We start from the raw sequence: 23,217 nt of genomic DNA, 5'->3' as shown, positions 1-23,217 counted from the left end.
ATAATGCAATAGCAGAGAGGAAGGCCGCCATGCGCTACGAAAAGGGCCGAAAGGATGCATCACGCGATCGGATCGTGGAGGTCGCAGCCCGGCGTTTTCGCGGTGACGGCATAGCTGCGTCCGGACTGGCAACCATCATGGGCGACGCCGGCCTGACGAACGGAGCCTTCTATCCGCACTTTCGATCCAAGGCGGAGCTTGTGCGTGAAAGCCTGGTGGCGGCTATGGAGATCCAGTCGCGGCAACTGCAGGAAGCATTGGCCGCCGGTGGCCCGGAGATGGGCATAGCAGCGTATCTGTCAGCCGAGCACCGGGATAATCCGGGAACGGGTTGCGCGTCGGCCGCTCTGTTGCCGGAACTCGCGCGTCAGTCACCCGAAACGCGCGATGCCTATACCGAACACCTGCTGGTTCTGGTGCGCCAGTTGTCTGCTGCGCTCCCGCGGACCGAGGATCCGGAAAGCGCCGCCATGGGTGTCTTCGCGACCCTCATCGGCGCCCTTCAGTTGGCTCGCGCGGTGGCAGGGACGGAATTGTCGGATCGCATCCTTGCCGCAGGAGCAGATGCTGCGCGCAGGCTGATCCAGACACCTGAGGGTGGGAAGGCAATCCTAGAGGTCGGCGGCGGCAACGGCGACAGCCCGTGACATCGTCATGGCGGGTCGCACACAGGAAGGGTCTGCTTTGGAGGCTTGCCGAACCGCTATTCGCTCCGTGATTTGAAGCACGGGTCTAATGCAGATGCCTGAGCTTGTCGGGATTGCGCATGACATAGACTGCCGCGATCTTGCCCTCCTCGATTTCAAGGGCGGTCGTCTGCAATTCGCCATCGGCTTCCCGCGTAACGAACCCCGGCAATCCGTTGACGAAGCCGACGCGCACCAGCGTCGAGCGATTGTCGCGCAGCCAGGCCGCGACCTGCCTGTACTGTTTCATGACCGCGTCGAAGCCCAGCACCGGGGCCAAAGCCGCCGGACGCTTGCCGCCGCCATCGGCGTGCGAACTGACATCTTCCGTCAGCAGTGCGCCTAGCGCCTTCATGTCGCCGCTTCGTGACGCCGCGAAGAAGGCTTCGGCGATTTCAAGGCCGCGTTGCTTCTCCACCTTGAAGCGGGGCCGCTCCTGGCGGACATGGCCTCGTGCTCGGGCGGCAAGCTGCCGGCAAGCTGCGGAGTCGCGCTCGATAGCTGTGCCGACCTCCTCGAATTCCAGCCCGAACACATCGTGCAGCAGAAAGGCCGCACGCTCGAGCGGCGAAAGCCGCTCCAGCGCCAGCATCAGCGGCAAGGTGACGTCCTCCAGATCGTCCTGTTCCACGACCGGCTCGGGCAGCCAGGGGCCGATATAGGTCTCGCGCTGGCGCCGCGCGGATTTGAGCTGGTCGAGGCAAAGCCGCGTCACCGTGCGGCGCAGGAACGCTTCGGGCTCGCGCACCTGCGACCGGTCGGTCCTCATCCAGCGGATGAAGGCCTCCTGCACGACATCCTCGGCGTCGGTGACCGACCCCAGCATACGGTAGGCGACCCGCATCAGCTTCGGCCGCAGCGGGCCGAAGCCCGCTGCCGCATCCTCGGTTTCAGCCTGAGTCATCAGGCGGCCGCCGCCTTGGCGCTGGAGCGGATTGCCGCAGCGTCAGAGTAGAGCCCGAAGCCGACAGCGATGCGGTTCCAGCCATTGATGATGTTGATCATCAAGGTGAGCTTGACCTGTTCTTCCTCAGTGAAATGCGCCTGCAAGGCTTCGTAGGCGCTCTCGCGATCCTTTCCTTCGCTAAGCCGCGTCAGCGCCTCGGTCCAGCCGAGCGCGGCGCGCTCGCGATCGCTGTAGCAAGGCGCCTCGCGCCAGGCCGGCAACAGATAGATGCGCTGCTCGGTTTCGCCATTCTCGCGCGCTTCGACGGCATGCAGATTGATGCAATTGGCGCAGCCATTGATCTGCGACGCACGAAGCTTCACCAACTCGTTCAAGCTGTGCTCAAGGCTGGCGGCGACGGCGAGTTCGGTCGAGCTGCGCTGCCATTGCTTCATCAGCGCAGGGGCAGCGGCGAACAGATTGATCTTGGCGGTCATGATTGGGCTTCCTTCTGTTGGAGTACGACATCATGACGAGACGGGATCGGCTGGTGTGACATGCGGACGAATTTTCGCCCAACAGCTGATGCGCGCTGGGATGACGCCGATCCGAGCTTCACAGCCTTGCCTCGGCGAAGATGCGGGACGCCCATTCCAGGAAAGCGCGTAGCCGGGGCGCAAGCTGTCGGTTCTGCGGATAGAGCGCCGATAATGGTGTCGGCGTCGGTGGAAAATCCCGCAGCACCTCGACCAGTGTGCCGTCCGCCAGATCCTTTTCCAGCCGATAGCGTGGTGCTTGCAAAAGGCCAAAACCCAGGCGCGCCAGATCGGCCGCGGTGTCTGAATTGTTGACCCTCACCCGGCCCGGCAGTGCAACCCGACGCACCGTCGCGCCGGTGGTGAACTCCAGCGGCAGCACGTCGCCGGTGCGCGAGGAGACGAAGCCGACGGCCTGATGGCCCTCCAGCGCCTCGGGCGATGCTGGCACCCCGTGGCGCTTCAGATAGGTCGGGCTGGCGCAGGTGATTTCGCCGATCATCGCCAATCGTCGCATGATCATGCCGCTATCCTGCAGGTCGCCGGCGCGAATGACGCAGTCGACGCCTTCGCGCACCAGGTCGACCAGCCGGTCGCCCTGGCCGATCTGGAGATCGATCTCAGGGTAGCGCTCAAGGAAGGCGGGCAGCTCGGGCAGCAGGAACCTCTGCGTCAACAGCGGGTGCGCGTCAACGCGCAGGAGGCCGCGCGGTTCGGTACTGCGAAATCCGGCCTCGGCGTCTTCGACTTCGCCCAGGATCGAAAGGCAGCGTTCGTAATAAGCCCTCCCATCGAGCGTCGTGGCGACGTGGCGCGTGGTTCGGTCCAAGAGCCTCGCGCCCAGATGATCTTCCAGCTGCTTGATCGCTTCGGTCGCGGTCGAACGCGGCAGGCCAAGATCGGCCGCTGCCGCGGTGAAACTGCGCCGCTCCACCACGCGCACGAACAGCTGCATCCTGTCGAGTCGATCCATACCGTATTGTTCGCCCAATCCGAATACTGCTGTCAACGCCAGGCTGATTATCCGGCGAAGACGACAATCTATATCGGCGCCAGCACAACGATTGGAGATCAACCGTGGACAAGTTTCACGCAAGAACGGCGATAGTGACCGGTGCTTCCAGGGGCATCGGCGCGGCGATCGCCAGACGGCTCGCCAAGGACGGCATTGCGGTCGTCGTCAACTATGCGCGCGGCAAGGACGAGGCCGAGACGGTCGTCTCGGTCATCGAAGCCGCCGGCGGCAAGGCGCTGGCGGTCCAGGCCGATATCGGCGAACCCGGCGGTATGGGTGTTTTGTTCGATGCTGCCGAAAAGGCTTTCGGCGGGACCGACATTCTCGTCAACAACGCCGGCTTGATGAAGCTCTCGCAGATTGCGCAGACCGACGACGCGGCGTTCGAACGCCAGGTCGCCATTAATCTCGGCGGGCCGTTCCGCGGCATGCGCGAAGGCGCGCGGCGCCTGAAGGATGGCGGCCGCATCGTCAATTTTTCGTCGAGCGTGGTAGGCTTCTACCAGCCCGCTTATGGCGTCTATGCCGCAACCAAGGCCGGCGTCGAAGCCATGACGCATATTCTGGCCAAGGAGCTTGGCCCGCGCCGTATCACGGTCAACGCCGTCGCGCCCGGGCCGGTCGAAACCGATCTCTTCACCGACGGCAAGAGTGCTGCGCAGATCGAGGCGATCACGAAACTCATCCCGCTCGGCCGCCTTGGCCAGCCCGATGACATAGCCGGGCTCGTCGCCTTCCTCGCCGGCCCGGACAGCCACTGGGTCAACGGCCAGATCATCCGCGCCAATGGCGGCGCGATCTAAGGATGCCGCACGACCGCCGGCCGTTCCGCGTCCATATCGATCCGTCAGACGACGGCGCGGCCATCGTCAACGGCGTCGCCGACCGCGTCAGGGCGCAGCTTCTGGAGCGCATCTGCCTTGCCGACCTTCTCCACCCGTCGCCATGACACCCAACCCGAAAGGAACCTAAAAATGCCCTTTGCCAACTTCAAGACGCCGCAGGCCGCCCTCACCAAGGCGCAGAAGGAAGACCTCATCCACAAGACCACGCAGATGTTCGTCGAGTATTTCGGCGAAGGCGTTCGCCCCTACACAATGGTGCTGATCGAGGAAGTCGCCGACGGAGGCTACGGCCGAGCCGACGAAGTCTTCGTCATTCCTGATGCCTACCGGGCCAAGGACGCCTGAGTTCGGGATATCGCATCCCGTCCATGCTTGGCACCCAGGAATGCAATGGATCCGGCGCGAACGAAATTTTAATGTAAATCAAGCGTAATCCCGACCATTAAAATGATGCGTATATGTTGGGGTTGCGCGTGCCGGAATACTCTTCCTTCATCCGTTCGATCCGGATCCGCTATATATCGGGATTGCTGATCTTCGCGCTGGCCTCCGCCGCCGTGATGTTTGCGCTCAATCGCGTCAACTCCTTTCGTCACGACGTCGACGCACTGAGCAGCAATCTCGTCGTCTTCACCCGTGATCTGCGCAATGCCTCCAGTTTTGCCGAAACCGCCAGCACCGCCTGGCGCACGGAAACCCGCGACGGCCTTGCCGCCGCCGCGCGCGGCCATTCGCAACGCCTGACCGGTGAGATCGAAACGCTCTCGGCCCAGCTTGCCGCGATCAAGCCGAGCCTGTCGGCCAGGACCCTCAACGAACTCTCCTCCGCTTCCGTCAACGGCGACTTGTTCTGGTCGTCGCGCGATATGGTGCGCAACTTCAACCTGATGTCGGCGGCGCAAAAGACCGACGAATGGAGTTCACGCGAAATCCTCAACCAGAACGATCTGTTCGTCCAGCCGATGCTGGTGCGGGTGCGCACCGCCCTGGACAGTGAACGCCATCTGGCCGACGCCTCCAGCGACCGGCTGCTTTTGTGGGCAAGCGGGCTGTTGTGTGCGGTTCTTGCCATTGTCGCCTTGTGGATCTTCCGGCCGATGGAAAAGGCGATCCGCCGCGCTTTCACCGAATCCGCCGCATCCTTGTTCAAGGCCGAAGCCGCCGATCGCGCCAAATCGGAATTCCTGGCCAATATGAGCCACGAGATCCGCACGCCGATGAACGGCGTGCTGGGCATGGCCGAGCTGCTTGCCAAGACCGACCTCACCGCGCGCCAGAAAACCTTCACCGACGTCATCGTCAAATCCGGCAATGCGCTGCTTACCATCATCAACGACATCCTCGATTTCTCCAAGATCAATGCCGGCCAGCTGACGCTCGATCCGGCGCCCTTCCGCCTTGCCGAAGCGGTCGAGGACGTCGCCACGCTGGTGTCGGCGCGCGTCGCCGAAAAGAACCTCGAGCTGATCGTGCGTGTCGACCCGCGCCTGCCCGCCCACGTCGTCGGCGATGCCGGACGCTTCCGCCAGATCGTCACCAATCTGCTCGGCAATGCGGTGAAGTTCACCGAAAAGGGCCATGTTCTGATCGATGTCGGCGGCGAGGTAGTCGACGGTCTGGTCCAGCTCAAGGTCCGCGTCGAAGACACCGGCATCGGCATTCCGGCCGAGAAGCTGGAGAACGTGTTCGAGAAATTCGCCCAGGTCGACGGCTCGTCGACACGCCGGCATGAAGGCACCGGGCTCGGCCTTGCGATTGCCGCCCGCCTCGTCGACCTGATGGGCGGCAAGATCGGTGTCGAGAGCGAAATCGGCCGCGGCTCGGTATTCTGGTTCGCCGTGCCGCTGCCGGCGCATCAGCAGGACACCCGCGACGAGATCGTGCCGGTCGACGTGACCGGCGCCCGAGTGCTGGTCATCGACGACAACCCGGTCAACCGCGAGATCCTGCTGGAACAGCTCAGAAGCTGGAGCTTCGACTGCGCGGCTGCCGAAAGCGGCGCTGTCGGTCTCGCCTTCCTCGACCGGGCCAGCCAGCTCGGTGCCGCCGTCGATTGCATTATTCTCGACTACCAGATGCCCGGCATGAACGGCGCCGACGTCGCCAAGGCGATTGCCGCAGACAGCCGTCTCTCCGCCATCCCGATGGTGCTGCTGACTTCGGTCGACCAGATCGATTTCGGCAAGATGGTCATCGATTTCGGCATTGCCGCGCATCTCACCAAGCCAGCGCGCTCGGCCATCCTGCTCGGCACCGTCATCTCGGTCATCCAGAAGGCCCGCGCCCAGATCGGCAAAGCCCAATTCGTTCGCGAGCCGGTTGTCGCGCAGGCAGCACCCGTGGCGCCGCCAGCCTTCACCGTCATTCGCGGTCCGGTGATGCCTGCGGCCACGGTGCCCGAATCGGTGACCACGCCGAACGGCCCCATCGATATCCTGATTGCCGAGGACAATGATGTGAACCAGCTGGTTTTCGGCCAGATCCTCAATGGCCTTGGCCTCAGTTACCGCATCGCCGGCAATGGGCGCACCGCCGTCGAGATGTATCGGGCGCTGCGGCCGAAGCTGATCCTGATGGACGTCTCCATGCCGGAGATGAACGGCTACGAGGCGACCCGCGCCATCAGGGCGGCGGAGGCGGCGACAGGCAACCATACGCCGATTATCGGCGTCACCGCGCACGCGCTGAAGGGCGATCGCGACAAATGCATCGAGGCCGGCATGGACGACTATCTGCCCAAGCCCGTTTCGCCCGACCGCCTCGGCAGCAAGATCGGCACCTGGCTCAGCGAGACTGTGGCGAAGACGGCTTGATCAAATCGCCGCGTCCAGACGATAGCGGCGCATCCAGTTGAGACTGGTTTCGTTCGAGAGCCTCGCGACGCCAGGCTTCACATCCTCCGCGTTCGGCGCCTGAACGCCGAGCGCTGCGCAGATGGCTATCAACGTAGCCGCCGGATCGCTTGAAAGCCGCTCATAGCCAATCCGCAGCGGTATTATCCCCTGCTCCGCAAACCATGTGTTCCAAGCCTTGTCATAGGCTTCGAGTTTGGCGAGCTGATGCTGGATCCGCTCGAAATCGTAGCGGGGTTCCTGCGGCGGCGCGGCCCGTTCGATCTCGGTTCCGTCAGGCGCGATATGCCAAAGCCCGGTCTGCTCCGCCTTGATCAGGGAGACCGCCTGCGCCAGCTTGTCCTCACGCGAAAGGTGGATGTAGAGGACACGGCCGAAAGCCTTTTCAAAACGCGCTTTGTCCGATGGCAGTGCGGGGAAAATCCCGTCGAGGATCACCGAAAGCTCATCCAGATTTTCCCGCATCAGCCGCAGGCCGAAGACATCTGTCCGGCCCTTCCCGGCCCTGATCGCCGCCTGGAGATACGCGACATCGAAGTCATGCGCGCTCATCGTCTCGGGACGCGGCAAATGCCACTCTTCGGCCCACTCGGTTACGTCCTGCCGCCGGTAGAACGAGTGCGGATCGCCGGCCGTCTTGGTCGATGCCAGCAGGCCGCACAGCAAAGTGCTCCCGGTTCTGGGCGTGCCGCAGATTATGTAGCCGTCTAACATGCACTACCCTTGTCGCTCACCAGAGCCAAGGCAAGCCCGGCCACTTCAGAGCCGGCCTATAGCTGAAATTCCTCCTTGATGCGACGGGCGCATTCGAGCGGCGTGAGTTGGCTGCTGTCGACTTCGAGATCGTACTCGATGCCATTGTGGACGCGAGGAAATTGCCAGCGTGCCAGTCCGGGCAGCCTGTCGGCCCGCGCCGCCTCGCGTGCCTCCAGCACCTCCAACGGCGCCATGACGCCGACCAAATGCAGATCGAAGCCCGACAACAGCTCGACATAGTCCGCTATCTCGTCATTGAAGATCACGTCGTCGACGATGAGATCGTTGCCTTGTCCGGCCATGGCGGCGATGGCATGGCGCATGCCGCGCATGGTGCGCTTGCCGACCGGTCCGCTTCTGATCACCACCGATGGCTTGCCGTCTTCCAGCACCGTCTCGAAGGAAAATCCTTCGGCATGATCCTGAAGCGCCTCCGGCAGCATGTCGATGAAGGCGTCCATCTGGACATGCAGGAAGGGCGCGGAGGTGATTGTCTGCAGCGCCTTGGCGATCGAGCTCTTGCCGGCGCTGCCGACACCATTGAGCAGGACAATTCTGGCTGTCATCTCTCAAACCTTCCAAAGAGCCGCCGCGTCTCCTCGCATGCCTACCGGTTGCGTACCACAATGCACGCGCCGCCGACGCTCTGCAGCTTCTGGCAGATGACATTGGCCGCAGCGCGGTCGTCGACACCGATCCTGACCGCATAAATGCCCCGCCGGCCGATCGGCGTGCGCACCCGGCTGACAACCGGATCATGCCCGGACAGCAGCGCTGGAAACCGGCTCCGCACCCGCAGCCATTGATTGATCGCCGCACCACGGCGGAAATTGCCGGCCACCTGCACGCCCCATGGCTTCACATTGATCGAGGCCATGGCGACTGTCCTCGACATGATCACCGGCAGCTTGCGGCAAGCCACGGCAAAGCTCATTTTCGCATCGAGCGGCTCGACCTTTCCGGCGTAGGCGCTGTCGGAGAATTTGTCGACCGGCTCGCCCATGACGTCGAAGACGTAAGCTTCGGTCTCCATCGGCAGGAAACCGCCGGACCCAAGCCAGCGCGACACCCGGTTCTCGCCGGCATTGTAGGCCGCCGCGGCCAGGCCGAGATTGCCGTAGCTGGTCTTCATTTCGGCGAGATATTTCGCCGAGGCCGGGATCGCCTGGTCGATGTCGAAGGGATCGGCCAGCCCTCGCATCTTGGCTGTGCCAGGCATGAACTGGGCGATGCCTTCGGCGCCCACCGGGCTTACCGCGTTGGGGTCGAAACGGCTTTCCTTCCAGATCAGCCGGGCGAAGTAATCCTTGGGCAGGCCGTTTTGTTCGGCATGCGTCTCGATGAGATCGCAGACGCGGCCGATCAACCGTTTCGCCGCCGAGCGCGATTGTGGTGGATCGGCGAGTGCCGGTCCGGCGCAACCCAGCCCGCAGAGCAGGACCACACCGGCTTTGAGCAGCTCGCGCATCGGCCTATTCGGCCGCGGCCTTGCCGTGCTGTCCAAACCGCTGCTCGATATAGTCGGCGACCATCTTTTCGAAATCGGCCGCGATCGACGGACCGCGCAGCGTCGCCGCCTTCTTGCCGTCGACGAAGACGGGTGCCGTCGGCGTCTCGCCAGTGCCGGGCAGCGAAATGCCGATATCGGCATGTTTGGATTCGCCGGGGCCGTTGACGATGCAGCCCATCACCGCGACCTTGAGATTCTCGACGCCGGGATATTTTTCGCGCCACACCGGCATATTCTTGCGCAAATCGGCCTGGATGTTTTGCGCCAGCTCCTGGAACACGGTCGATGTGGTACGGCCGCAGCCGGGACAGGCGGCGACGATCGGCACGAACTGGCGAAAGCCCATGGTCTGCAAGAGCTCCTGCGACACCTGCACCTCGCGGGTGCGGTCGCCATTCGGCTCCGGGGTCAGCGAAATGCGGATGGTGTCGCCAATGCCTTGCTGCAACAGAATGCCCATGGCGGCCGACGAGGCGACGATGCCCTTGGAGCCCATGCCGGCTTCGGTCAGGCCGAGATGCAGCGCATGGTTGGAGCGCGTGGCAAGCTCGGTGTAGACGGCGATCAAATCCTGCACGCCGCTGACCTTGGCCGACAGGATGATCTTTTCGCGGGCGAGGCCTATCTCTTCGGCGATTTCGGCCGACAGGATCGCCGACTGCACGATCGCCTCGCGGGTAACCTCCTGCGCCGTCAGCGGAAAGCCCTTCGCCTGGTTTTCGTCCATCAGCCGGGTCAAAAGCTCCTGGTCGAGCGATCCCCAATTGACGCCGATGCGCACCGGCTTGTCGTGCTTGATCGCCATTTCGACGATCGCCGCGAACTGACGGTCCTTCTTGTCCTTGAAGCCGACATTGCCCGGATTGATGCGGTATTTGGCCAGCGCTTCGGCGCAGGCCGGATGATCGGCGAGCAGTTTGTGGCCGATATAATGGAAATCGCCGACCAGCGGCACATTGATGCCGAGCCGTTCGAGCCGTTCGCGAATGCGCGGCACGGCGGCGGCGCTCTCGTCGCGGTCGACGGTGATGCGCACGATCTCGGAACCGGCCCGGTGCAGGGCCGCGACCTGCGCCACGGTCTGGTCGATATCAGCGGTGTCGGTGTTGGTCATCGACTGCACGACGACCGGCGCGCCGCCGCCGACGATCACGCCGCCGACATCGACGCCGACCGAGGTGCGGCGCGGAAAGGGGGAGGAAAAATATCCGGTCATGGCCGGCCGCCTCTTGATCACCCGAGCGACGCGTCCATGTCGACGCAGCCGCTCAAACAGTTATCAGCGCATTGCGCTGAGGTTCGGGCATGAGGTGGAGGAGCAAAGATGGCTTGTCAATGGCGAGCAGCCGGTAGCCTCGCCAAATCGAAGTGGCGCGGCGACCCGTCACAGACGGTGTCGACCGGCCAACAGTGTCAGAAATAGTAACAAGAACAGACCTCCGGCGGCGTGTCGCCACCGGAGCGATGGATACGCGCCTGGACGGCGCGTCTAATCCAGGAAGGGCGTCAGTGTGTCGTCGGTTTCGCCTTCAGTTTTTCAATCTCGTCCTTGAGTGCCAGCTTGCGTCGCTTGAGATTCACGATTTCGAGGTCGTCGACCGATGGATGATTCATCGCATCGTCGATCTCGCGTTCGATATCACCGTGTTTCCGCTGCAACTCATCAAGATGGGATGCAAGAGACATGATTGGTTCTCCCTTTCATGGTTTCCTCGATTGCAGCCGTCAAAGGCACGTCCACCGCAGTCAGTCGCATCTGTGACGGCACCATGACACTCTGCCACCATCCGGCGGCGATGTCGAATGCTGCGTGGTAGCATTCCACGACAATGTGAAATGTGGTATGGGCTGCGCGCCGGCTACAAAACCCCGCCGGTCCCGCCCAATCAGGCCCATCATTGGGCGCCGCAGACGTGCAGACGGTAGATAATGTCCGAACAGGAACAGGCTGATATCCGCCTCGAATTTTCTCGGCTGAAACAAGAGCATGCCGATTTCGACGCGGCCATCAATGCGATGATCGCCATGGGTTGTGATCCCTTGCAGATCCAACGCATGAAGAAGAAAAAACTGTTCCTCAAGGACCGGCTGATGGCGCTGGAAGACAAGATCATTCCGGACATCATCGCCTGAGCGATAGCCTCGGAGCCTGGCCCTTTATCCCGGCATCGAAAGCCTTGCGGCGCGTTCACGCAATAGTGCAACAAGCTCGTCGGTCTTTTGCTTCGCGGTGTCGATCGGAACCACCAGGCACATCGTTGCCTCAACCTTGCCTGTGACGGAAAACACCGGGGCGGCCAGGCATTTGGTGTAGGCGTCGACCAGCCCCGAAGTGATGCAATAGCCGGTCGTCCTGGCCGTCGCGATATCGGCGATGAAATCGTCGAGCTGCAGCCTGCGGCCATCCGGCAGCAAAAGGTCGTCGTCCGATACCATGTCCTGGATAGCAGTCCTCTCAAGCCCGGCCAGAAGCAGCCGCCCCGATGCCGTCCATGGCAGCGGGATCTGCAGGCCGGTGGCGGAGCTGATGCGGAACGGCCTGGTGCCAGGGCTGGAATGGACGATGGTGTAGCGGCCGCTTTGCAGCATGCACAATTCGGAGGTCTCGCCGGTCTCGCGCGACAGATTGTCGACCTCCTGCCGGCCTCGGCGGAGCAGGTCGTTGCCGCGGACATAGTCCATTCCGTAGAGGTAGAGCTTCTTGCCGAAATAGACCCGGTTGCCGTCGCCCTCCATTTCCAGGAGACCCGCATCGACCAGCGAACGCACCAGCGTGTAGGTGGTGGAGCGCGGCGCATTCACCCCCTTGGCGAGGTCACCAATGCCGATGGCGCGCTGCGTGACATGCAGGAACTCCAGTATCTCCAGCACCCGGTTGAGACCCTTTTCGCGCGAACCGGAGGTCTTGTCGCCGGCGGTGCCGGGCTCAGGCCGGTCGGTGATGTCATTGCCGTCTTGCATTGTTGATTCCCGGTGTTAGTATCTGTCTTGTATAGGATACATGTGTCTTTTGTAAGAGACAATCTGATCGACCGACGCATGTATCTGCAAGGGGAACACAATGAACAGGAGGTCGCAGTGAACGACACATCCAAGCGAGATTTTCTGAAACTGGGAATGGCCGGGCTGGCGACAGCCGGCGTGATGACAGCGGTCAGCGCCGAGAAGGCGGCCGCGCAGGCCGCATCCGACAGCGTGCTGCGCACCGCGCTCGACCGCGGCAAGCTGATCGTCGGCACCGGCAGCACCAACGCGCCGTGGCACTTCGAGAACGACGCCGGCGAACTGGTCGGCATGGACATCACCATGGGCCACATCCTGGCCAAGGGCCTGTTCGACGACCCGACCAAGGTCGAATTCGTCATGCAGGATCCGGCGCAGCGCATTCCGAATGTGACCACCAACAAGGTCGACATCACCATCCAGTTCATGACCATGACGGCGCAGCGCTCGCAGCTGATCAACTTCTCCAGGCCCTACTATGTCGAGGGCGTCGCTCTGCTGACGCTGCCGACCGCCGAGAACAAGACCTTCGACAAGCTGCTCGCCGGTGGCGCGGCGACGCGCATTTCGATCCTGCAAAACGTCGATGCCGAAAACTCTGTTCACATCGTCTTGCCGCAGGCGCAGGTGATGCAGATCGACACCCAGGCCAATGTGCTGCAGGCGCTGGAATCGAAACGCGTCGACGCTGCCGCTGTCGATCTGTCGACAGTGCGCTGGCTCGCCTCACGCAACCCGGACAAGTATTTCGATGCCGGCAAGAGCTGGTTCTCGATGCTGTACGGCGCGGCGGTCAGGCAGGGCGATCTCGACTGGCTGACCTTCGTCAACCAGACCTTCACCATCGCCATGTTCGGCCACGAGACGGCGCTCTACGATGCCGCGTTCAAGGACTATTTCGGCCAGGAGCCGCCGGCCCGTCATCCCGGCTTCCCGGTCATCTGACAACAACCGGCGGAAGGGCCGGCGCCCTTCCGCCTCCTTCTTCTCGGCAGCCCTCGGGCATTGCGGGAGACGCATGGGCTACACGCTCAACTTCAACCTGATCTGGCGGCATTTCGACAAGCTCTGGGGCGGGCTGCTGCTCAGCCTCGAGCTTGCCGTGATCTCGATCGCCATCGGCATTGTCATCGGCCTGGTGCTGGCGGTCTGGTACGTGTCGGCCGGACGCGTGGTACGCGCCATCATTGCGGCTTACGTCGAGTTCATCCGCAACGTGCCGCTGATCCTGCTCGTCTACCTCGTCTTCTACGGCCTGCCGACCGTGATCGACCTGGCCTACGACGCGCCGACCTCGTTCGTGCTGACGCTGTCGGTCTATAGCGGCGCCTATCTGGTCGAGGTGTTCCGCTCCGGCCTCGAAGCCGTGCCGCGCGGCCAGCTCGATGCCGGCAAGGCGATCGGGCTGACACCCTGGCAGCGGCTGGTTCACGTGCGCCTGCCGACCATGCTGCGCATCACCTTGCCGGCGCTCTCCAACACCTTCATCTCGCTGTTCAAGGACACGTCCATCGCCTCGGTCATCTCTGTGCCCGAACTGACCTATGGCGCCCAGTGGATCAACTTCAACACCTTCCGCATCGTCGAGGTCTACCTGGTGACGACCGCGATGTATCTGGTGACCGGCTACGCGCTGCTCTTCGGACTACGGCTCGTCGAGCGCCGGTTCAGGACGGCGCGCTGACATGCTTGGCCAGATCCTCTACGCATTGCCGTTCCTCGCCCAGGGTTTCGCCGTGACCCTGTGGGTATCGCTGCTGGTCGTGGTGCTGTCGCTGATTGCCGGCGTCGCACTCGGCGTCGGCCTGGTCTATGGCCCGGCGCCGCTGCGTTGGGCGGTGCGCATCTTCTCGGACACCATCCGCGGCATCCCGATCCTGGTGCTGATGTTCTTCGTCTATTACGGCCTGCCCGCGATCGGCCTGCATCTGCAATCCTTCTGGGCAGCGGTGCTGGCGCTCACTTTGTTCAAGACCGCGCAAGTCATCGAATATCTCAGGGGTGCCGTCGGCTCCATTCCCAAGGGCCAGTCGGAAGCCGCGATGGCGATCGGGCTGACCTTCCGCCAGCGGCTCACCTACGTCATCTTTCCGCAGGCCTTCAGGCGCTTCCTGCCGCCCTGGATCAACGGCGTCACCGATGCGGTCAAGGGCAGCGCGCTGGTCTCGCTGCTCGGCATCACCGACCTGATGCAGGCGATCAACCAGGTGATCGGCCGCACCTATGAGGCGATGCCGCTCTACATCCTCGGCGCGCTGGTCTATTTCGCCGTCAACTACACGCTTTCGCTCGCCAGCCGGCGGCTGGAGCGGCGCTTTGCCTTCATCCGGGAATAGAACCATGTCCGCAAACGGCAATACGCTTCTCGATGTGCGCGATGTCTCGAAGGCCTTCGGCCCCGTCGAGGTGCTGCGCGCCGTCAGCCTCGAGGTCCAGCGCGGCGAGGTGGTGACGGTCATCGGGCCTTCGGGCAGCGGCAAGACCACGTTGCTGCGATGCGTGAATTTCCTCGAGAGCTACGACAGCGGTTCGATCCGCATCGACGGCAAGGAGGTTGGCTATCGAGACGCCGGAACACGGCAGCGGCGCAGCGAGCGCGACCTGGCGGCGATGCGCGCCGAGACCGGCATGGTATTCCAGAGCTTCAACCTGTTTCCGCATCTGACAGCCGCCGGCAACATCATGCTCGGCCTCACCAAGGTGCGAGGAAAAAGTGAAGCCGAGGCGCGCCAGCTTGCCGAGCATTGGCTCGGCCGGGTCGGCCTCGCCCACAAGGCCGACAGCCTGCCGGCCGAGCTTTCCGGCGGCCAGCAGCAGCGCGTCGGCATTGCCCGCGCCGTCGCCATGGAACCGAAGATCCTGCTGCTCGACGAGATCACCTCCGCGCTCGATCCCGAACTGGTCGGCGAGGTGCTGGCGGTCGTGCGCAGCCTTGCCGAGGACGGCATGACCATGGTGATGGTCACCCACGAGATGGCCTTTGCGCGCGACGCTTCAAGCCGCATCGTGTTCATGGCCGATGGCGGTGTCAGCGCTGTCGGCCCGCCGAAGGAGATCCTCGCCCAAGAGACCACCAATGAGCGCCTGCGCTCTTTCCTGGCGCGGTTCCGCGCCTCGCATTTCTGACGTGGGCGGCTGAAGCCGCCCCAGGGAGAATTCTTCCATGACGCCTTACATCCGGCTCGCCGAACTCGGCCTGACGCTGCCCGAGCCGCCGACACCGATCGCCAATTTCGTCACCCATGCCGAAAGCGGCCGGCTGATCTTTCTCTCGGGTCAGGGACCGCTGCGCGCCGACGGCACGCTGTGCACCGGCAAGGTCGGCGACGACGTCACCGTCGAGCAGGCCTATGAGCATGCCCGCCTCACCGGGCTCAATCTGCTGGCCGTCATGCATGCCGCTGCCGGCGATCTCGGCCGCATCGTGCGCGTCGTCAAATTGCTCGGCTTCGTCAATGCGACGCCGACCTTCAGCGACCACCCGAAGGTCGTCAATGGCTGCTCGGACCTGTTCGCCAACGTCTTCGACAGGATCGGCGGCCACGCCCGCTCGGCGATCGGCGTCGGCTCGCTGCCTGGAAACATCACCGTCGAAATCGAAGCGGTCGTCGAGATCGCGGCCTGACAGTCAAGGAACTGCTCAAAATGAAAACCTATTCCGACACCGGCTCCAACATCACGATCCGCGAACGGCTGGGACTGAGGCCGATCATCAACGTCTCCGGCACGATGACGACGCTGGGCGCCTCGATCATCGTTCCAGAGGCGATCAGCGCCATGGCCGAAATCGCCTCGCAGTGGGTGGAGATGGACGATCTGCAGCGCGCCGCAAGCGTGATCACCGCTCGCCTGACCGGCGGCGAGGCCGGCTTCATCACCGCCTGCTGCGCCTCAGGCATCACCATGGCGATCGCCGGGGCGATGACCGGCACCAATTTGCTGGCGATCGAGCGGCTGCCCGATGACACCGAAGGGCTGAAGTCCGAAGTCGTCATCCAGCTTGGCCATATCGTCAATTACGGCGCGCCGATCGACCAATCGATCCGCGTGGCCGGCGCCAAGGTCATTCCGGCGGGCACCGTCAGCGTCACCCAGGACTACCATGTGCGCGAAGCGATCAACGATCGCACGGCGGCGGCGCTCTACGTCGTGGCGCACCATACCGTGCAATACGGCATGCTTTCCCTGGAGGAATTCTGCGACATCTGCCACGCCAGGGGCGTACCGGTGATCGTCGACGCGGCTTCCGAATATGATCTGCGCAGCTTCCTGGCGCGCGGCGCCGACATCGTCGTCTACAGCGGCCACAAATTCCTCTCGGGGCCGACCAGCGGCATTGTGACGGGACGCAAGGACCTGGTGCGGGCCGCCTATCTGCAGAACCGCGGTGTCGCCCGCGCCATGAAGGTCGGCAAGGAGAGCATCGCCGGCACAATGGCGGCACTCGAAGCCTGGGAAAAGCGCGACCATGCCGGCATCCGCCGGCGCGAGGAAGCGGCGCTCAATCTGTGGAAAGACGCACTGCAGGGCATTCCGGGCATCGCCGCCCACATCATTCCCGACCCCACCGCCAACCCGCTCGACCGGCTCCAGATCTTCGTCACACCCGAAAGCCGCTTCACCGCCGCCGGCCTTGCCTCGGCACTTGCCGCCGGCTCACCGCCGATCATCGTACGCAACCACGAGGTCGAGCGCGGTCATTTCTTCCTCGACCCCTGCAACCTGCACCCCGGCGAGGCCGAGATCGTCGCCGAGCGCATGCGCGCCGTGCTCACCGCGGCCGATCGACCGGCGGATGCGATGAAACAGCCGCGAAAGGATTCGTCTGGCGCCCTGCGCTGGCCGGATTGAGTGCGTCCACGAGGCCGAACGAAGGTGATGCAACGGTCTGATCACGCGACTGTGAACAATCGGATTTGCACGCTGCGGGAATAAACCGCGGCCACAACAGGTCTTCTCGGCATACGCCATCGCTGGCGTTGAGGAGACGGATATGCCGCACCATGACTGGGTCAGCGACCATGGCCACGGCGTCAGCCGTCGTCATGCGCTAGACCGCATGAGCGTCACCAGTCCCCTTTCCATGGCGCTTGACACCGGTGACGCAGATGACTTCACTTTCGCCTCAGCAGGCGGCCTTGCCTGCTCCTGCGGGGTTCGCCCGAAGGGCGAGATCACCGGCGCTGCCTGAGAGCGCACGGCCCGTCCGCCCCGGAGTATCGGATCATGGTGCTGCTGTGAGCGAGAAGGCTCTGGCCGAACGCTTCAACGAGGTGGTACTGCCGCATCTCGGCGACGCGCTAGCGCTCGCGCGCTGGCTGACCGGCAATGCCGCCGACGCCGAAGATGTCGTGCAGGACGCCTGCATCAAGGCGCATGCCGGCATATCAGGCTATGCCGGCGGCAACCCGCGCGCCTGGCTGCTGACCATCGTGCGCAACGCCGCCTACACCTGGATGGCGCGCAACCGGCCGCGCGGCATGATGGCCGTCGGCGATCTCGGCGATCTCGACGAAATGGCGGCCGCACACGGCACGAGTGTGCCGGACGAGGATGGCCCAGAGGCGAGCCTGATCGCCAGGGCCGACACGGCGGCGCTGGAAGCCGCGATCGCAACGCTGCCGCAGCCCTTTCGCGAGACGCTGGTGCTGCGCGATATCAACGGACTCAGCTACCGCGATATAGGGACGATGCTGAGCGTGCCGATCGGCACGGTGATGTCACGGCTGGCACGGGCCCGTGGCCTGCTTGCGTCTGAACTGGGGAGAGCGCCATGACCGTGCATGACGACGGACTGCCCAACGATCCCGAAGGCATCAGGCTGATGATCCACGCCCTGGTTGACGGTGAACTCGATGCGGCTGCCGCACTTGCCGTGGAACGCCGCATCGCCGCCAATCCCGCGCTTGCCGCCGAACACGCCCGCATAGTTGCCTTGCAAGGCGCGGTCAGCCGCTTGCCGCGTCCCGATGTCAGCGATGCCTTTCGGGCCCGCATCGCGGCGATTGGAGTTGCATCGGCGGAACAGTCCGCGCAGGACGAGGAGCCGGAGCGGGGCACATCGTCGGCGCTGCCGGGTTTGATCGCCGGGACTGGCGCAGGCCAGCAGCGGCGAGCGGCCGACACGCGACCTTCCCAGGTGCGGCCAGCGCCAAGGGCGCGCCGCTTCAGCTCATTCGACTGGCGCGCCATCGCGGCGTCGATCGTGATGACAGCGGTGCTGGCCAGCGGGGCGACACAATGGGTGATGCTCAATCGCACCTCCGACAGCATCGCTGCGGAAATCGCCGGCGACCATCGCCGCAGCCTGCTCGCCGCCAGCCCGATCGACATCGTCTCGTCCGACCGCCACACGGTAAAACCGTGGCTCGACGCCCGCATCGGCGTGTCGCCGCCGGCGCCCGATCTTGCCACGGATGGCTTCGCGCTGATCGGCGGTCGGGTCGAGGTGGTCTCCGGCCGTCCCGTGCCGGCACTGGTCTACCGCCACCGCGAACATCTGATCACGCTGGTCGCCGAACCGCAGCAAGGTGGCCGCGTCACCGAGCCGAAGGACGTTTCCTCGGGCGGCTTTTCGATGGTGCACTGGAGCGACGGCACCTTCTCCTATTGGGCGATCTCCGACATGGAGCGGCTCGAACTCGACGATTTCGTCGCCCGCTTCCGCAAGGCGGCCGTATAGAGTGATTGTGGCTGCCGAGCTCGGCGGCGGCCGCCTATCCTTGCGGCTTTGCGCGAATTCCGCTAAGGCGCGCCTTTGCCGCCGGGAGCATGCGCTTGACCGACCACCGCGCCGACGTCGCCATCATCATGGGCAGCCAGTCCGACTGGGCGACGATGCGCCACGCCGCCGAAACGCTTGAGGCGCTGGGCATCCCGCACAAGCGGCTGATCGTCTCCGCCCATCGCACCCCCGATCGGCTCTATGATTTCGCCAAGGGCGCCAAGGCGGCCGGCTACAAGGTGATCATCGCCGGCGCCGGCGGTGCCGCCCACCTGCCGGGCATGACCGCGGCGATGACACCGCTGCCGGTTTTCGGCGTGCCGGTCGAATCGAAGGCGCTGTCCGGCCAGGATTCGCTGCTCTCCATCGTCCAGATGCCGGCCGGCATTCCTGTCGGCACACTCGCCATCGGCAAGGCAGGCGCGGCCAATGCGGCCCTTCTGGCGGCTGCCGTGCTGGCACTCCACGACGAGCGGCTCGCCGCCCGGCTGGATGCCTGGCGCGCCGCCCAGACCGCCAAAGTCGCCGCCGAGCCGACGGACGCGCCGTGAGCCTGCCGGCGGGATCGACCATCGGCATTATCGGCGGCGGCCAGCTCGGCCGCATGCTGGCTGTTGCGGCGGCCCGCCTCGGCTACCGCACCGTGATCCTCGAACCGCAGGCCGATTGTCCCGCGGCTCAACTTGCCAACCGACAGATCACCGCTGCGTATGACGATGCGGCCGCGCTTGCCGAACTGGCAGCAGCCAGCGCCGTCGTCACCTACGAATTCGAGAACGTGCCGGTGGCGGCTGCCAGTGCGCTTGCTGCGAAGGTCCCGGTCTATCCGCCGCCCAGGGCGCTGGAGGCTGCCCAGGATAGAGTCGCGGAAAAGCAGTTCCTCAACGGCATCGGCATCAAGACCGCGGATTTCCGCGCCGTCGACAATGACGACGAGCTGACGGCGGCGCTGGGAGAGTTCTCGGGCAGCGGCATCTTGAAGACCCGCCGCATGGGCTATGACGGCAAGGGCCAGCGCGTCTTCCGCAACATGGAGACGGGCGGCTTTGCCGGCACCTGCGAGGCGATGGGCAATGTGCCGCTGATCCTCGAATCCTTCGTCGCTTTCGAGCGCGAGATTTCGGTGATCGCCGCGCGCGGGCTGGACGGCGCTGTCGCCGCCTACGATCCGGCCGAGAACGTCCACCGCGACGGCATCCTGCATACCTCGACGCTGCCGGCCCAGATCAGGCTGGACACGGCGGCGGCGGCACAGGCGGCAGCGGCAAAGATCCTGTCGGCCCTCGATTATGTCGGCGTCGTCGGCGTCGAGTTCTTCGTTCTTGCTGATGGCTCCCTGCTGGCCAACGAGATGGCGCCGCGCGTGCACAATTCCGGCCACTGGACGGAAGCCGCCTGCACCGTTTCACAGTTCGAGCAGCATATCCGCGCCATTGCCGGCCTGCCGCTTGGCAACCCTGGCCGGCATTCCAACTGCGTCATGGAAAATTTGATCGGCGACGATGTCCTGCACGTGCCCGCTTTGCTCGCCGAGCCCGATCTGATGCTGCATCTTTATGGCAAGGCGGAAGCGCGCCCGGGCCGCAAGATGGGCCATTTCACCCGCATCAGCCGTCGTAGCTAAGCAATTCCAGGAAACTACGCAGCGCCTTCCGGGATGGGTAGCGCTTTGCCCGAGGGGGTGTGGACCTCTATTGCAGCTCGTTGTTCAGGTCCTCCTCCTCGTCGGGGCTGGCGCAGCTCGCATCGCCTTCCTGACAGTTGGTGCCCGAGGTGAGCTGTTTGATGCGCTGGTCCGTCAGTTCGGTCAGGCATTGCGAAACCTCCATCGGATGGATGGAGCCGCCTTCGCTGTCTGTTGTGTTATAGGCGCATTCGGCGTCGCGGAAGGCGATCCAGGCGCGCTGCGCGACCTGCAGCAGCTTCCTGCTCTTGTCGTCGTTGCGGCCGACCAGATCCTTGTAGGCCTGGTTGAGCTTGGCATCGGCAGCCTGGTAGTCCTCGCCGGCACAGATATTCATCATCTGCTGGCTGTCGTCGTTGCGGTCGCATTCCTGCGCCTGTGCGGGGGCGGCAGCGGCCAGAACGGCAAGGCAGGCGGACACAAACAACAGGCGCATGGACGTCTCCAAATCGGCTTGCAGGCGCCGCACCATTCCAGCCCGTCTTCGGCGGCGCAATGGCGTCGAGCGGCGATGGCGGATATTTCATGGCCAAGGCCGTTCCCAGCCTTTATGCAGCACGCTTGCGGTTGACACGGGCAAGGCTCCTCGTTTATGAGCCACGCAAGTTCAAAGGCGCGTCTCCTGGCGCGCCTTAATAATTCGGCCCCGACGGGGCCCAGATCACGGGCAAGACCATGAAGATCAAGAATTCGCTCAAGGCGCTGAAGGCGCGTCACCGCGACAACCAGCTGGTTCGCCGCAAGGGCCGCATCTACATCATCAACAAGACCGCTCCGCGCTACAAGGCGCGCCAGGGTTGAGTTTTCGGCCGGAGGCACGCTGCCTCCGTTCATATGATGGTAATTGCCGGATATCCGGCACTTTCACGCTAATTTCAGTTTGACGATCCGCTCTCCGGGGTTAGATTCCGGCGATGCGGATTCTTTTTGCATTTTTGGCCGCCGGTTTCCTGTTCAGCGCTGCTGCGGCACGCGCGGACGACCTGCCGCCGCCCGCCGCCGCGACACCTCCCGTCGCCCTGACGAAAGAAGCGCGGCTCGACCAGCTGTTTGCCGACCTGAAGCGCGAACGCAATGAAAAGGCGGCCGAGCGCATCGCCGGACGCATCTGGGGCGAATGGTTCCAGTCCGGCAGCGCCTCGATCGACCTGATGATGCAGTGGTCGCAAAAGGCGATGGATGACCAGAAGTTCGACGTCGCACTCGACTTCCTCGACCAGGTCGTCACCTTGCAGCCCAAATATGCCGAGGGCTGGAACCGGCGCGCCACCGTGCATTACATGATGAAGAATTTCGGGAAGTCGATGTCCGACATTGACCAGACGCTGCAGTTGGAACCACGCCATTTTGGCGCGCTTTCCGGCCTGGCACAGATCATGGCCGCCACCGGCCACAAGCAATCGGCGCTCGAAGCCTGGCAGAAGGTGCTGGCCATCTATCCGATGATGCGCAGCGCCCAGGACCAGGTCGCGACGCTGTCGGAAGATCTGGCGGGCGAAGGAATTTAGGAAGGGAATAGGCAGTAAGGCAGTATGTGAAGGGCCTGGATAACTCCCCCTACTGCCCTACTGCCCTACTGCCCTACTGCCCTACTGCCCTACTGCCCTACTGCTTAGAACTAAGCCCCCTCCACGCCCGTATCTCCGCGCATGAACCTCATTTACGCTGCCTTTGCCTTCCTCCTCGCGCTGGTCTTTGCTCTCGTCGGTGTCACCCGCGCCGGAGCGTGGCTGATCGAGTGGCGCAATCCGCCTGCCGGCGAATTTGCCGACATTGACGGCGCCCGCATCCATTATGTCCATGTGCCGGCGCCGCAAAATTCCGAGCTTCCGGCAATCGTCTTCATCCACGGTGCCAGCGCCAACCTCAGAGATCAGATGCTGCCGATCAGGCCTTTGCTCGAAGGTCGCGCCGAAATGGTCTTCCTCGACCGGCCGGGTTTCGGCTGGTCGGCACGCGGCCCCGGCAACAATGAAAGCCCGTCGGCCCAGGCCGACACCATTGCCATGCTGATGGACCGTCTCGGCATCCACAAGGCGGTCATCGTCGGCCATTCCTTCGGCGGCGTGATAACGGCAGCCTTTGGCCGCCAGTACCCGGACAAAACATCGGGTCTGGTCTTCCTGTCGCCCGTCAGCCATCCTTGGCCGGGCGGCGCGACCGCCTGGTACTACAAGCTGACCGCTACCCCCATCATTGGCTGGCTGTTCTCGGAGACTTTGACCTATCCGGCCGGCACGCTGCAGATGAACAGCGCCACGGCCTGCGTGTTTTCGCCCAACAAGGTGCCGGACGGCTATGTCGGCAACGCCTCGATCCCGCTGGTGCTGCGTCCCGGCGCCTTCCGCGCCAACGCCATCGATGTCGCCGGCCTCTACGACTTCGCGCTCAAGGCCGCGCCGCATTACCGCGACATCAAGGCGCCGACGATCGTCATCTCAGGCGATCGCGACAAGGTGGTCTATGCCTCGATCCATTCGGTCGGCCTTGTCAGGGATATCCCCGGCGCCAAACTGATCTGGGTCCACAATCTCGGCCACAAGCCGGACTGGATCGCGCCAGACCTCGTCGTCGGCGCCATCGAAAAGGTTGCCGGAAAGGACGTCGACCTTCAGGCGCTGGCGAAAACCGTGGAAGCGCGGATCGCCGGCGATGCCTATTATGAGGGGCAATGCCCCGACATCACGGTGCCCGACGCGCAACTCGCTCCGACCTGATCG

Annotated in this window: 29 protein-coding genes and 1 pseudogene; 20 read left to right on the top strand and 10 right to left on the bottom strand. The window is 63.9% G+C overall.

Annotated elements, in window-relative coordinates; genetic code table 11:
* Positions 1–29: 29 nt before the first annotated feature.
* On the top strand, positions 30–647 hold the full coding sequence (locus ACWGTO_RS01325) for a TetR/AcrR family transcriptional regulator (RefSeq protein WP_454573079.1): 618 nt from the start codon (positions 30–32) through the stop codon (positions 645–647).
* 85 nt (positions 648–732) lie between these two features.
* Here the strand turns inward: ACWGTO_RS01325 and ACWGTO_RS01320 are convergent, their stop codons facing one another.
* The 3 genes from ACWGTO_RS01320 to ACWGTO_RS01310 all read right to left on the bottom strand — a co-directional run bounded on the left by ACWGTO_RS01320 (position 733) and on the right by ACWGTO_RS01310 (position 3,081).
* Positions 733–1,590, bottom strand: a complete 858-nt coding sequence (locus ACWGTO_RS01320; protein WP_454573078.1) for a sigma-70 family RNA polymerase sigma factor — start codon at positions 1,588–1,590, stop codon at positions 733–735.
* On the bottom strand, positions 1,590–2,069 hold the full coding sequence (locus ACWGTO_RS01315) for a carboxymuconolactone decarboxylase family protein (protein WP_454573077.1): 480 nt from the start codon (positions 2,067–2,069) through the stop codon (positions 1,590–1,592). Before ACWGTO_RS01315 ends, ACWGTO_RS01320 begins: the two co-directional genes overlap by 1 nt.
* 118 nt (positions 2,070–2,187) lie before the next feature.
* A complete protein-coding gene (locus ACWGTO_RS01310; protein ID WP_454573076.1) occupies positions 2,188–3,081 on the bottom strand; it encodes a LysR family transcriptional regulator in 894 nt (297 codons plus the stop codon).
* 104 nt (positions 3,082–3,185) lie between these two features.
* Between ACWGTO_RS01310 and ACWGTO_RS01305 the strand changes: the two genes are divergently transcribed.
* From ACWGTO_RS01305 to ACWGTO_RS01290, 4 genes and pseudogenes are all read left to right on the top strand, one after another.
* A complete protein-coding gene (locus tag ACWGTO_RS01305; RefSeq protein WP_454573075.1) occupies positions 3,186–3,926 on the top strand; it encodes an SDR family oxidoreductase in 741 nt (246 codons plus the stop codon).
* A 5-nt stretch (positions 3,927–3,931) separates the two neighbouring features.
* A pseudogene (locus ACWGTO_RS01300) lies at positions 3,932–4,072 on the top strand (oxidoreductase); the annotation flags it as partial.
* A 25-nt stretch (positions 4,073–4,097) separates the two neighbouring features.
* Positions 4,098–4,313: a tautomerase family protein gene (locus tag ACWGTO_RS01295; protein ID WP_454573074.1), complete on the top strand. Its 216-nt coding sequence runs from the start codon at positions 4,098–4,100 to the stop codon at positions 4,311–4,313.
* Positions 4,314–4,426: 113 nt separating this feature from the next.
* A complete protein-coding gene (locus ACWGTO_RS01290; protein WP_454573073.1) occupies positions 4,427–6,781 on the top strand; it encodes a response regulator in 2,355 nt (784 codons plus the stop codon).
* Here the strand turns inward: ACWGTO_RS01290 and ACWGTO_RS01285 are convergent, their stop codons facing one another.
* The 5 genes from ACWGTO_RS01285 to ACWGTO_RS01265 all read right to left on the bottom strand — a co-directional run bounded on the left by ACWGTO_RS01285 (position 6,782) and on the right by ACWGTO_RS01265 (position 10,772).
* Entirely contained in the window at positions 6,782–7,534 is a 753-nt protein-coding gene (locus tag ACWGTO_RS01285; protein ID WP_454573072.1) for a Stf0 family sulfotransferase, read from the bottom strand.
* Positions 7,535–7,590: 56 nt separating this feature from the next.
* The gene (locus tag ACWGTO_RS01280; RefSeq protein WP_454573071.1) at positions 7,591–8,142 is read right to left on the bottom strand and encodes a chloramphenicol phosphotransferase CPT family protein; all 552 of its coding nucleotides are present in this window, start codon (positions 8,140–8,142) and stop codon (positions 7,591–7,593) included.
* A 41-nt stretch (positions 8,143–8,183) separates the two neighbouring features.
* Entirely contained in the window at positions 8,184–9,044 is an 861-nt protein-coding gene (locus ACWGTO_RS01275) for a transglycosylase SLT domain-containing protein (protein ID WP_454573070.1), read from the bottom strand.
* A gap of 4 nt (positions 9,045–9,048) precedes the next feature.
* Entirely contained in the window at positions 9,049–10,302 is a 1,254-nt protein-coding gene (gene ispG / locus ACWGTO_RS01270; RefSeq protein ID WP_454573069.1) for a flavodoxin-dependent (E)-4-hydroxy-3-methylbut-2-enyl-diphosphate synthase, read from the bottom strand.
* A 290-nt stretch (positions 10,303–10,592) separates the two neighbouring features.
* Positions 10,593–10,772: a YdcH family protein gene (locus ACWGTO_RS01265; RefSeq protein WP_095487303.1), complete on the bottom strand. Its 180-nt coding sequence runs from the start codon at positions 10,770–10,772 to the stop codon at positions 10,593–10,595.
* Positions 10,773–11,015: 243 nt separating this feature from the next.
* Here ACWGTO_RS01265 and ACWGTO_RS01260 point away from each other — a divergent pair, with 243 nt between their 5' ends.
* Complete coding sequence (locus tag ACWGTO_RS01260; RefSeq protein WP_112559568.1) at positions 11,016–11,219, top strand: YdcH family protein; 204 nt, start codon at positions 11,016–11,018, stop codon at positions 11,217–11,219.
* 24 nt (positions 11,220–11,243) lie between these two features.
* Here the strand turns inward: ACWGTO_RS01260 and ACWGTO_RS01255 are convergent, their stop codons facing one another.
* Entirely contained in the window at positions 11,244–12,047 is an 804-nt protein-coding gene (locus ACWGTO_RS01255) for an IclR family transcriptional regulator (protein WP_454573068.1), read from the bottom strand.
* A gap of 117 nt (positions 12,048–12,164) precedes the next feature.
* On the opposite strand from ACWGTO_RS01255, the gene ACWGTO_RS01250 reads away from it, so the two are divergent.
* From ACWGTO_RS01250 to ACWGTO_RS01200, 11 genes are all read left to right on the top strand, one after another.
* Complete coding sequence (locus ACWGTO_RS01250; protein WP_454573067.1) at positions 12,165–13,034, top strand: transporter substrate-binding domain-containing protein; 870 nt, start codon at positions 12,165–12,167, stop codon at positions 13,032–13,034.
* Between the two features lie 73 nt (positions 13,035–13,107).
* Complete coding sequence (locus ACWGTO_RS01245; RefSeq protein WP_454573066.1) at positions 13,108–13,773, top strand: amino acid ABC transporter permease; 666 nt, start codon at positions 13,108–13,110, stop codon at positions 13,771–13,773.
* Position 13,774: 1 nt separating this feature from the next.
* Positions 13,775–14,425: an amino acid ABC transporter permease gene (locus tag ACWGTO_RS01240; RefSeq protein ID WP_454573065.1), complete on the top strand. Its 651-nt coding sequence runs from the start codon at positions 13,775–13,777 to the stop codon at positions 14,423–14,425.
* A gap of 4 nt (positions 14,426–14,429) precedes the next feature.
* Positions 14,430–15,215: an amino acid ABC transporter ATP-binding protein gene (locus tag ACWGTO_RS01235; RefSeq protein WP_454573064.1), complete on the top strand. Its 786-nt coding sequence runs from the start codon at positions 14,430–14,432 to the stop codon at positions 15,213–15,215.
* 37 nt (positions 15,216–15,252) lie between these two features.
* Positions 15,253–15,714, top strand: a complete 462-nt coding sequence (locus tag ACWGTO_RS01230; protein WP_454573063.1) for a RidA family protein — start codon at positions 15,253–15,255, stop codon at positions 15,712–15,714.
* Positions 15,715–15,734: 20 nt separating this feature from the next.
* Positions 15,735–16,940, top strand: a complete 1,206-nt coding sequence (locus ACWGTO_RS01225; protein ID WP_454573062.1) for an aminotransferase class V-fold PLP-dependent enzyme — start codon at positions 15,735–15,737, stop codon at positions 16,938–16,940.
* Positions 16,941–17,082: 142 nt separating this feature from the next.
* Entirely contained in the window at positions 17,083–17,280 is a 198-nt protein-coding gene (locus tag ACWGTO_RS01220; RefSeq protein ID WP_454573061.1) for a hypothetical protein, read from the top strand.
* 46 nt (positions 17,281–17,326) lie between these two features.
* Positions 17,327–17,866: a sigma-70 family RNA polymerase sigma factor gene (locus tag ACWGTO_RS01215; RefSeq protein ID WP_454573060.1), complete on the top strand. Its 540-nt coding sequence runs from the start codon at positions 17,327–17,329 to the stop codon at positions 17,864–17,866.
* On the top strand, positions 17,863–18,771 hold the full coding sequence (locus ACWGTO_RS01210) for an anti-sigma factor family protein (RefSeq protein WP_454573059.1): 909 nt from the start codon (positions 17,863–17,865) through the stop codon (positions 18,769–18,771). The genes ACWGTO_RS01215 and ACWGTO_RS01210 overlap by 4 nt, the downstream gene beginning before the upstream one ends.
* A gap of 95 nt (positions 18,772–18,866) precedes the next feature.
* Entirely contained in the window at positions 18,867–19,364 is a 498-nt protein-coding gene (gene purE / locus ACWGTO_RS01205) for a 5-(carboxyamino)imidazole ribonucleotide mutase (RefSeq protein WP_454573058.1), read from the top strand.
* Positions 19,361–20,437: a 5-(carboxyamino)imidazole ribonucleotide synthase gene (locus ACWGTO_RS01200; protein WP_454573057.1), complete on the top strand. Its 1,077-nt coding sequence runs from the start codon at positions 19,361–19,363 to the stop codon at positions 20,435–20,437. The genes purE and ACWGTO_RS01200 overlap by 4 nt, the downstream gene beginning before the upstream one ends.
* A gap of 67 nt (positions 20,438–20,504) precedes the next feature.
* Here ACWGTO_RS01200 and ACWGTO_RS01195 read toward each other — a convergent pair whose 3' ends face one another.
* Entirely contained in the window at positions 20,505–20,933 is a 429-nt protein-coding gene (locus ACWGTO_RS01195; protein ID WP_454573496.1) for a lysozyme inhibitor LprI family protein, read from the bottom strand.
* Positions 20,934–21,172: 239 nt separating this feature from the next.
* Between ACWGTO_RS01195 and ykgO the strand changes: the two genes are divergently transcribed.
* From ykgO to ACWGTO_RS01180, 3 genes are all read left to right on the top strand, one after another.
* Positions 21,173–21,298 carry a type B 50S ribosomal protein L36 gene (gene ykgO, locus ACWGTO_RS01190; RefSeq protein WP_006203764.1) on the top strand — a complete coding sequence of 42 codons (126 nt, stop codon included), beginning with the start codon at positions 21,173–21,175 and terminating at the stop codon, positions 21,296–21,298.
* A 113-nt stretch (positions 21,299–21,411) separates the two neighbouring features.
* A complete protein-coding gene (locus ACWGTO_RS01185) occupies positions 21,412–22,005 on the top strand; it encodes a hypothetical protein (protein ID WP_454573056.1) in 594 nt (197 codons plus the stop codon).
* Between the two features lie 141 nt (positions 22,006–22,146).
* Positions 22,147–23,214 carry an alpha/beta fold hydrolase gene (locus tag ACWGTO_RS01180; protein ID WP_454573055.1) on the top strand — a complete coding sequence of 356 codons (1,068 nt, stop codon included), beginning with the start codon at positions 22,147–22,149 and terminating at the stop codon, positions 23,212–23,214.
* The last annotated feature ends 3 nt before the right edge of the window (positions 23,215–23,217 follow it).

It is taken from the genome of Mesorhizobium sp. PL10 (assembly GCF_053714315.1).
The sequence above is the reverse complement of the archived record's forward strand: the minus strand, read 5'-3'. Positions and strand labels throughout refer to the sequence as shown.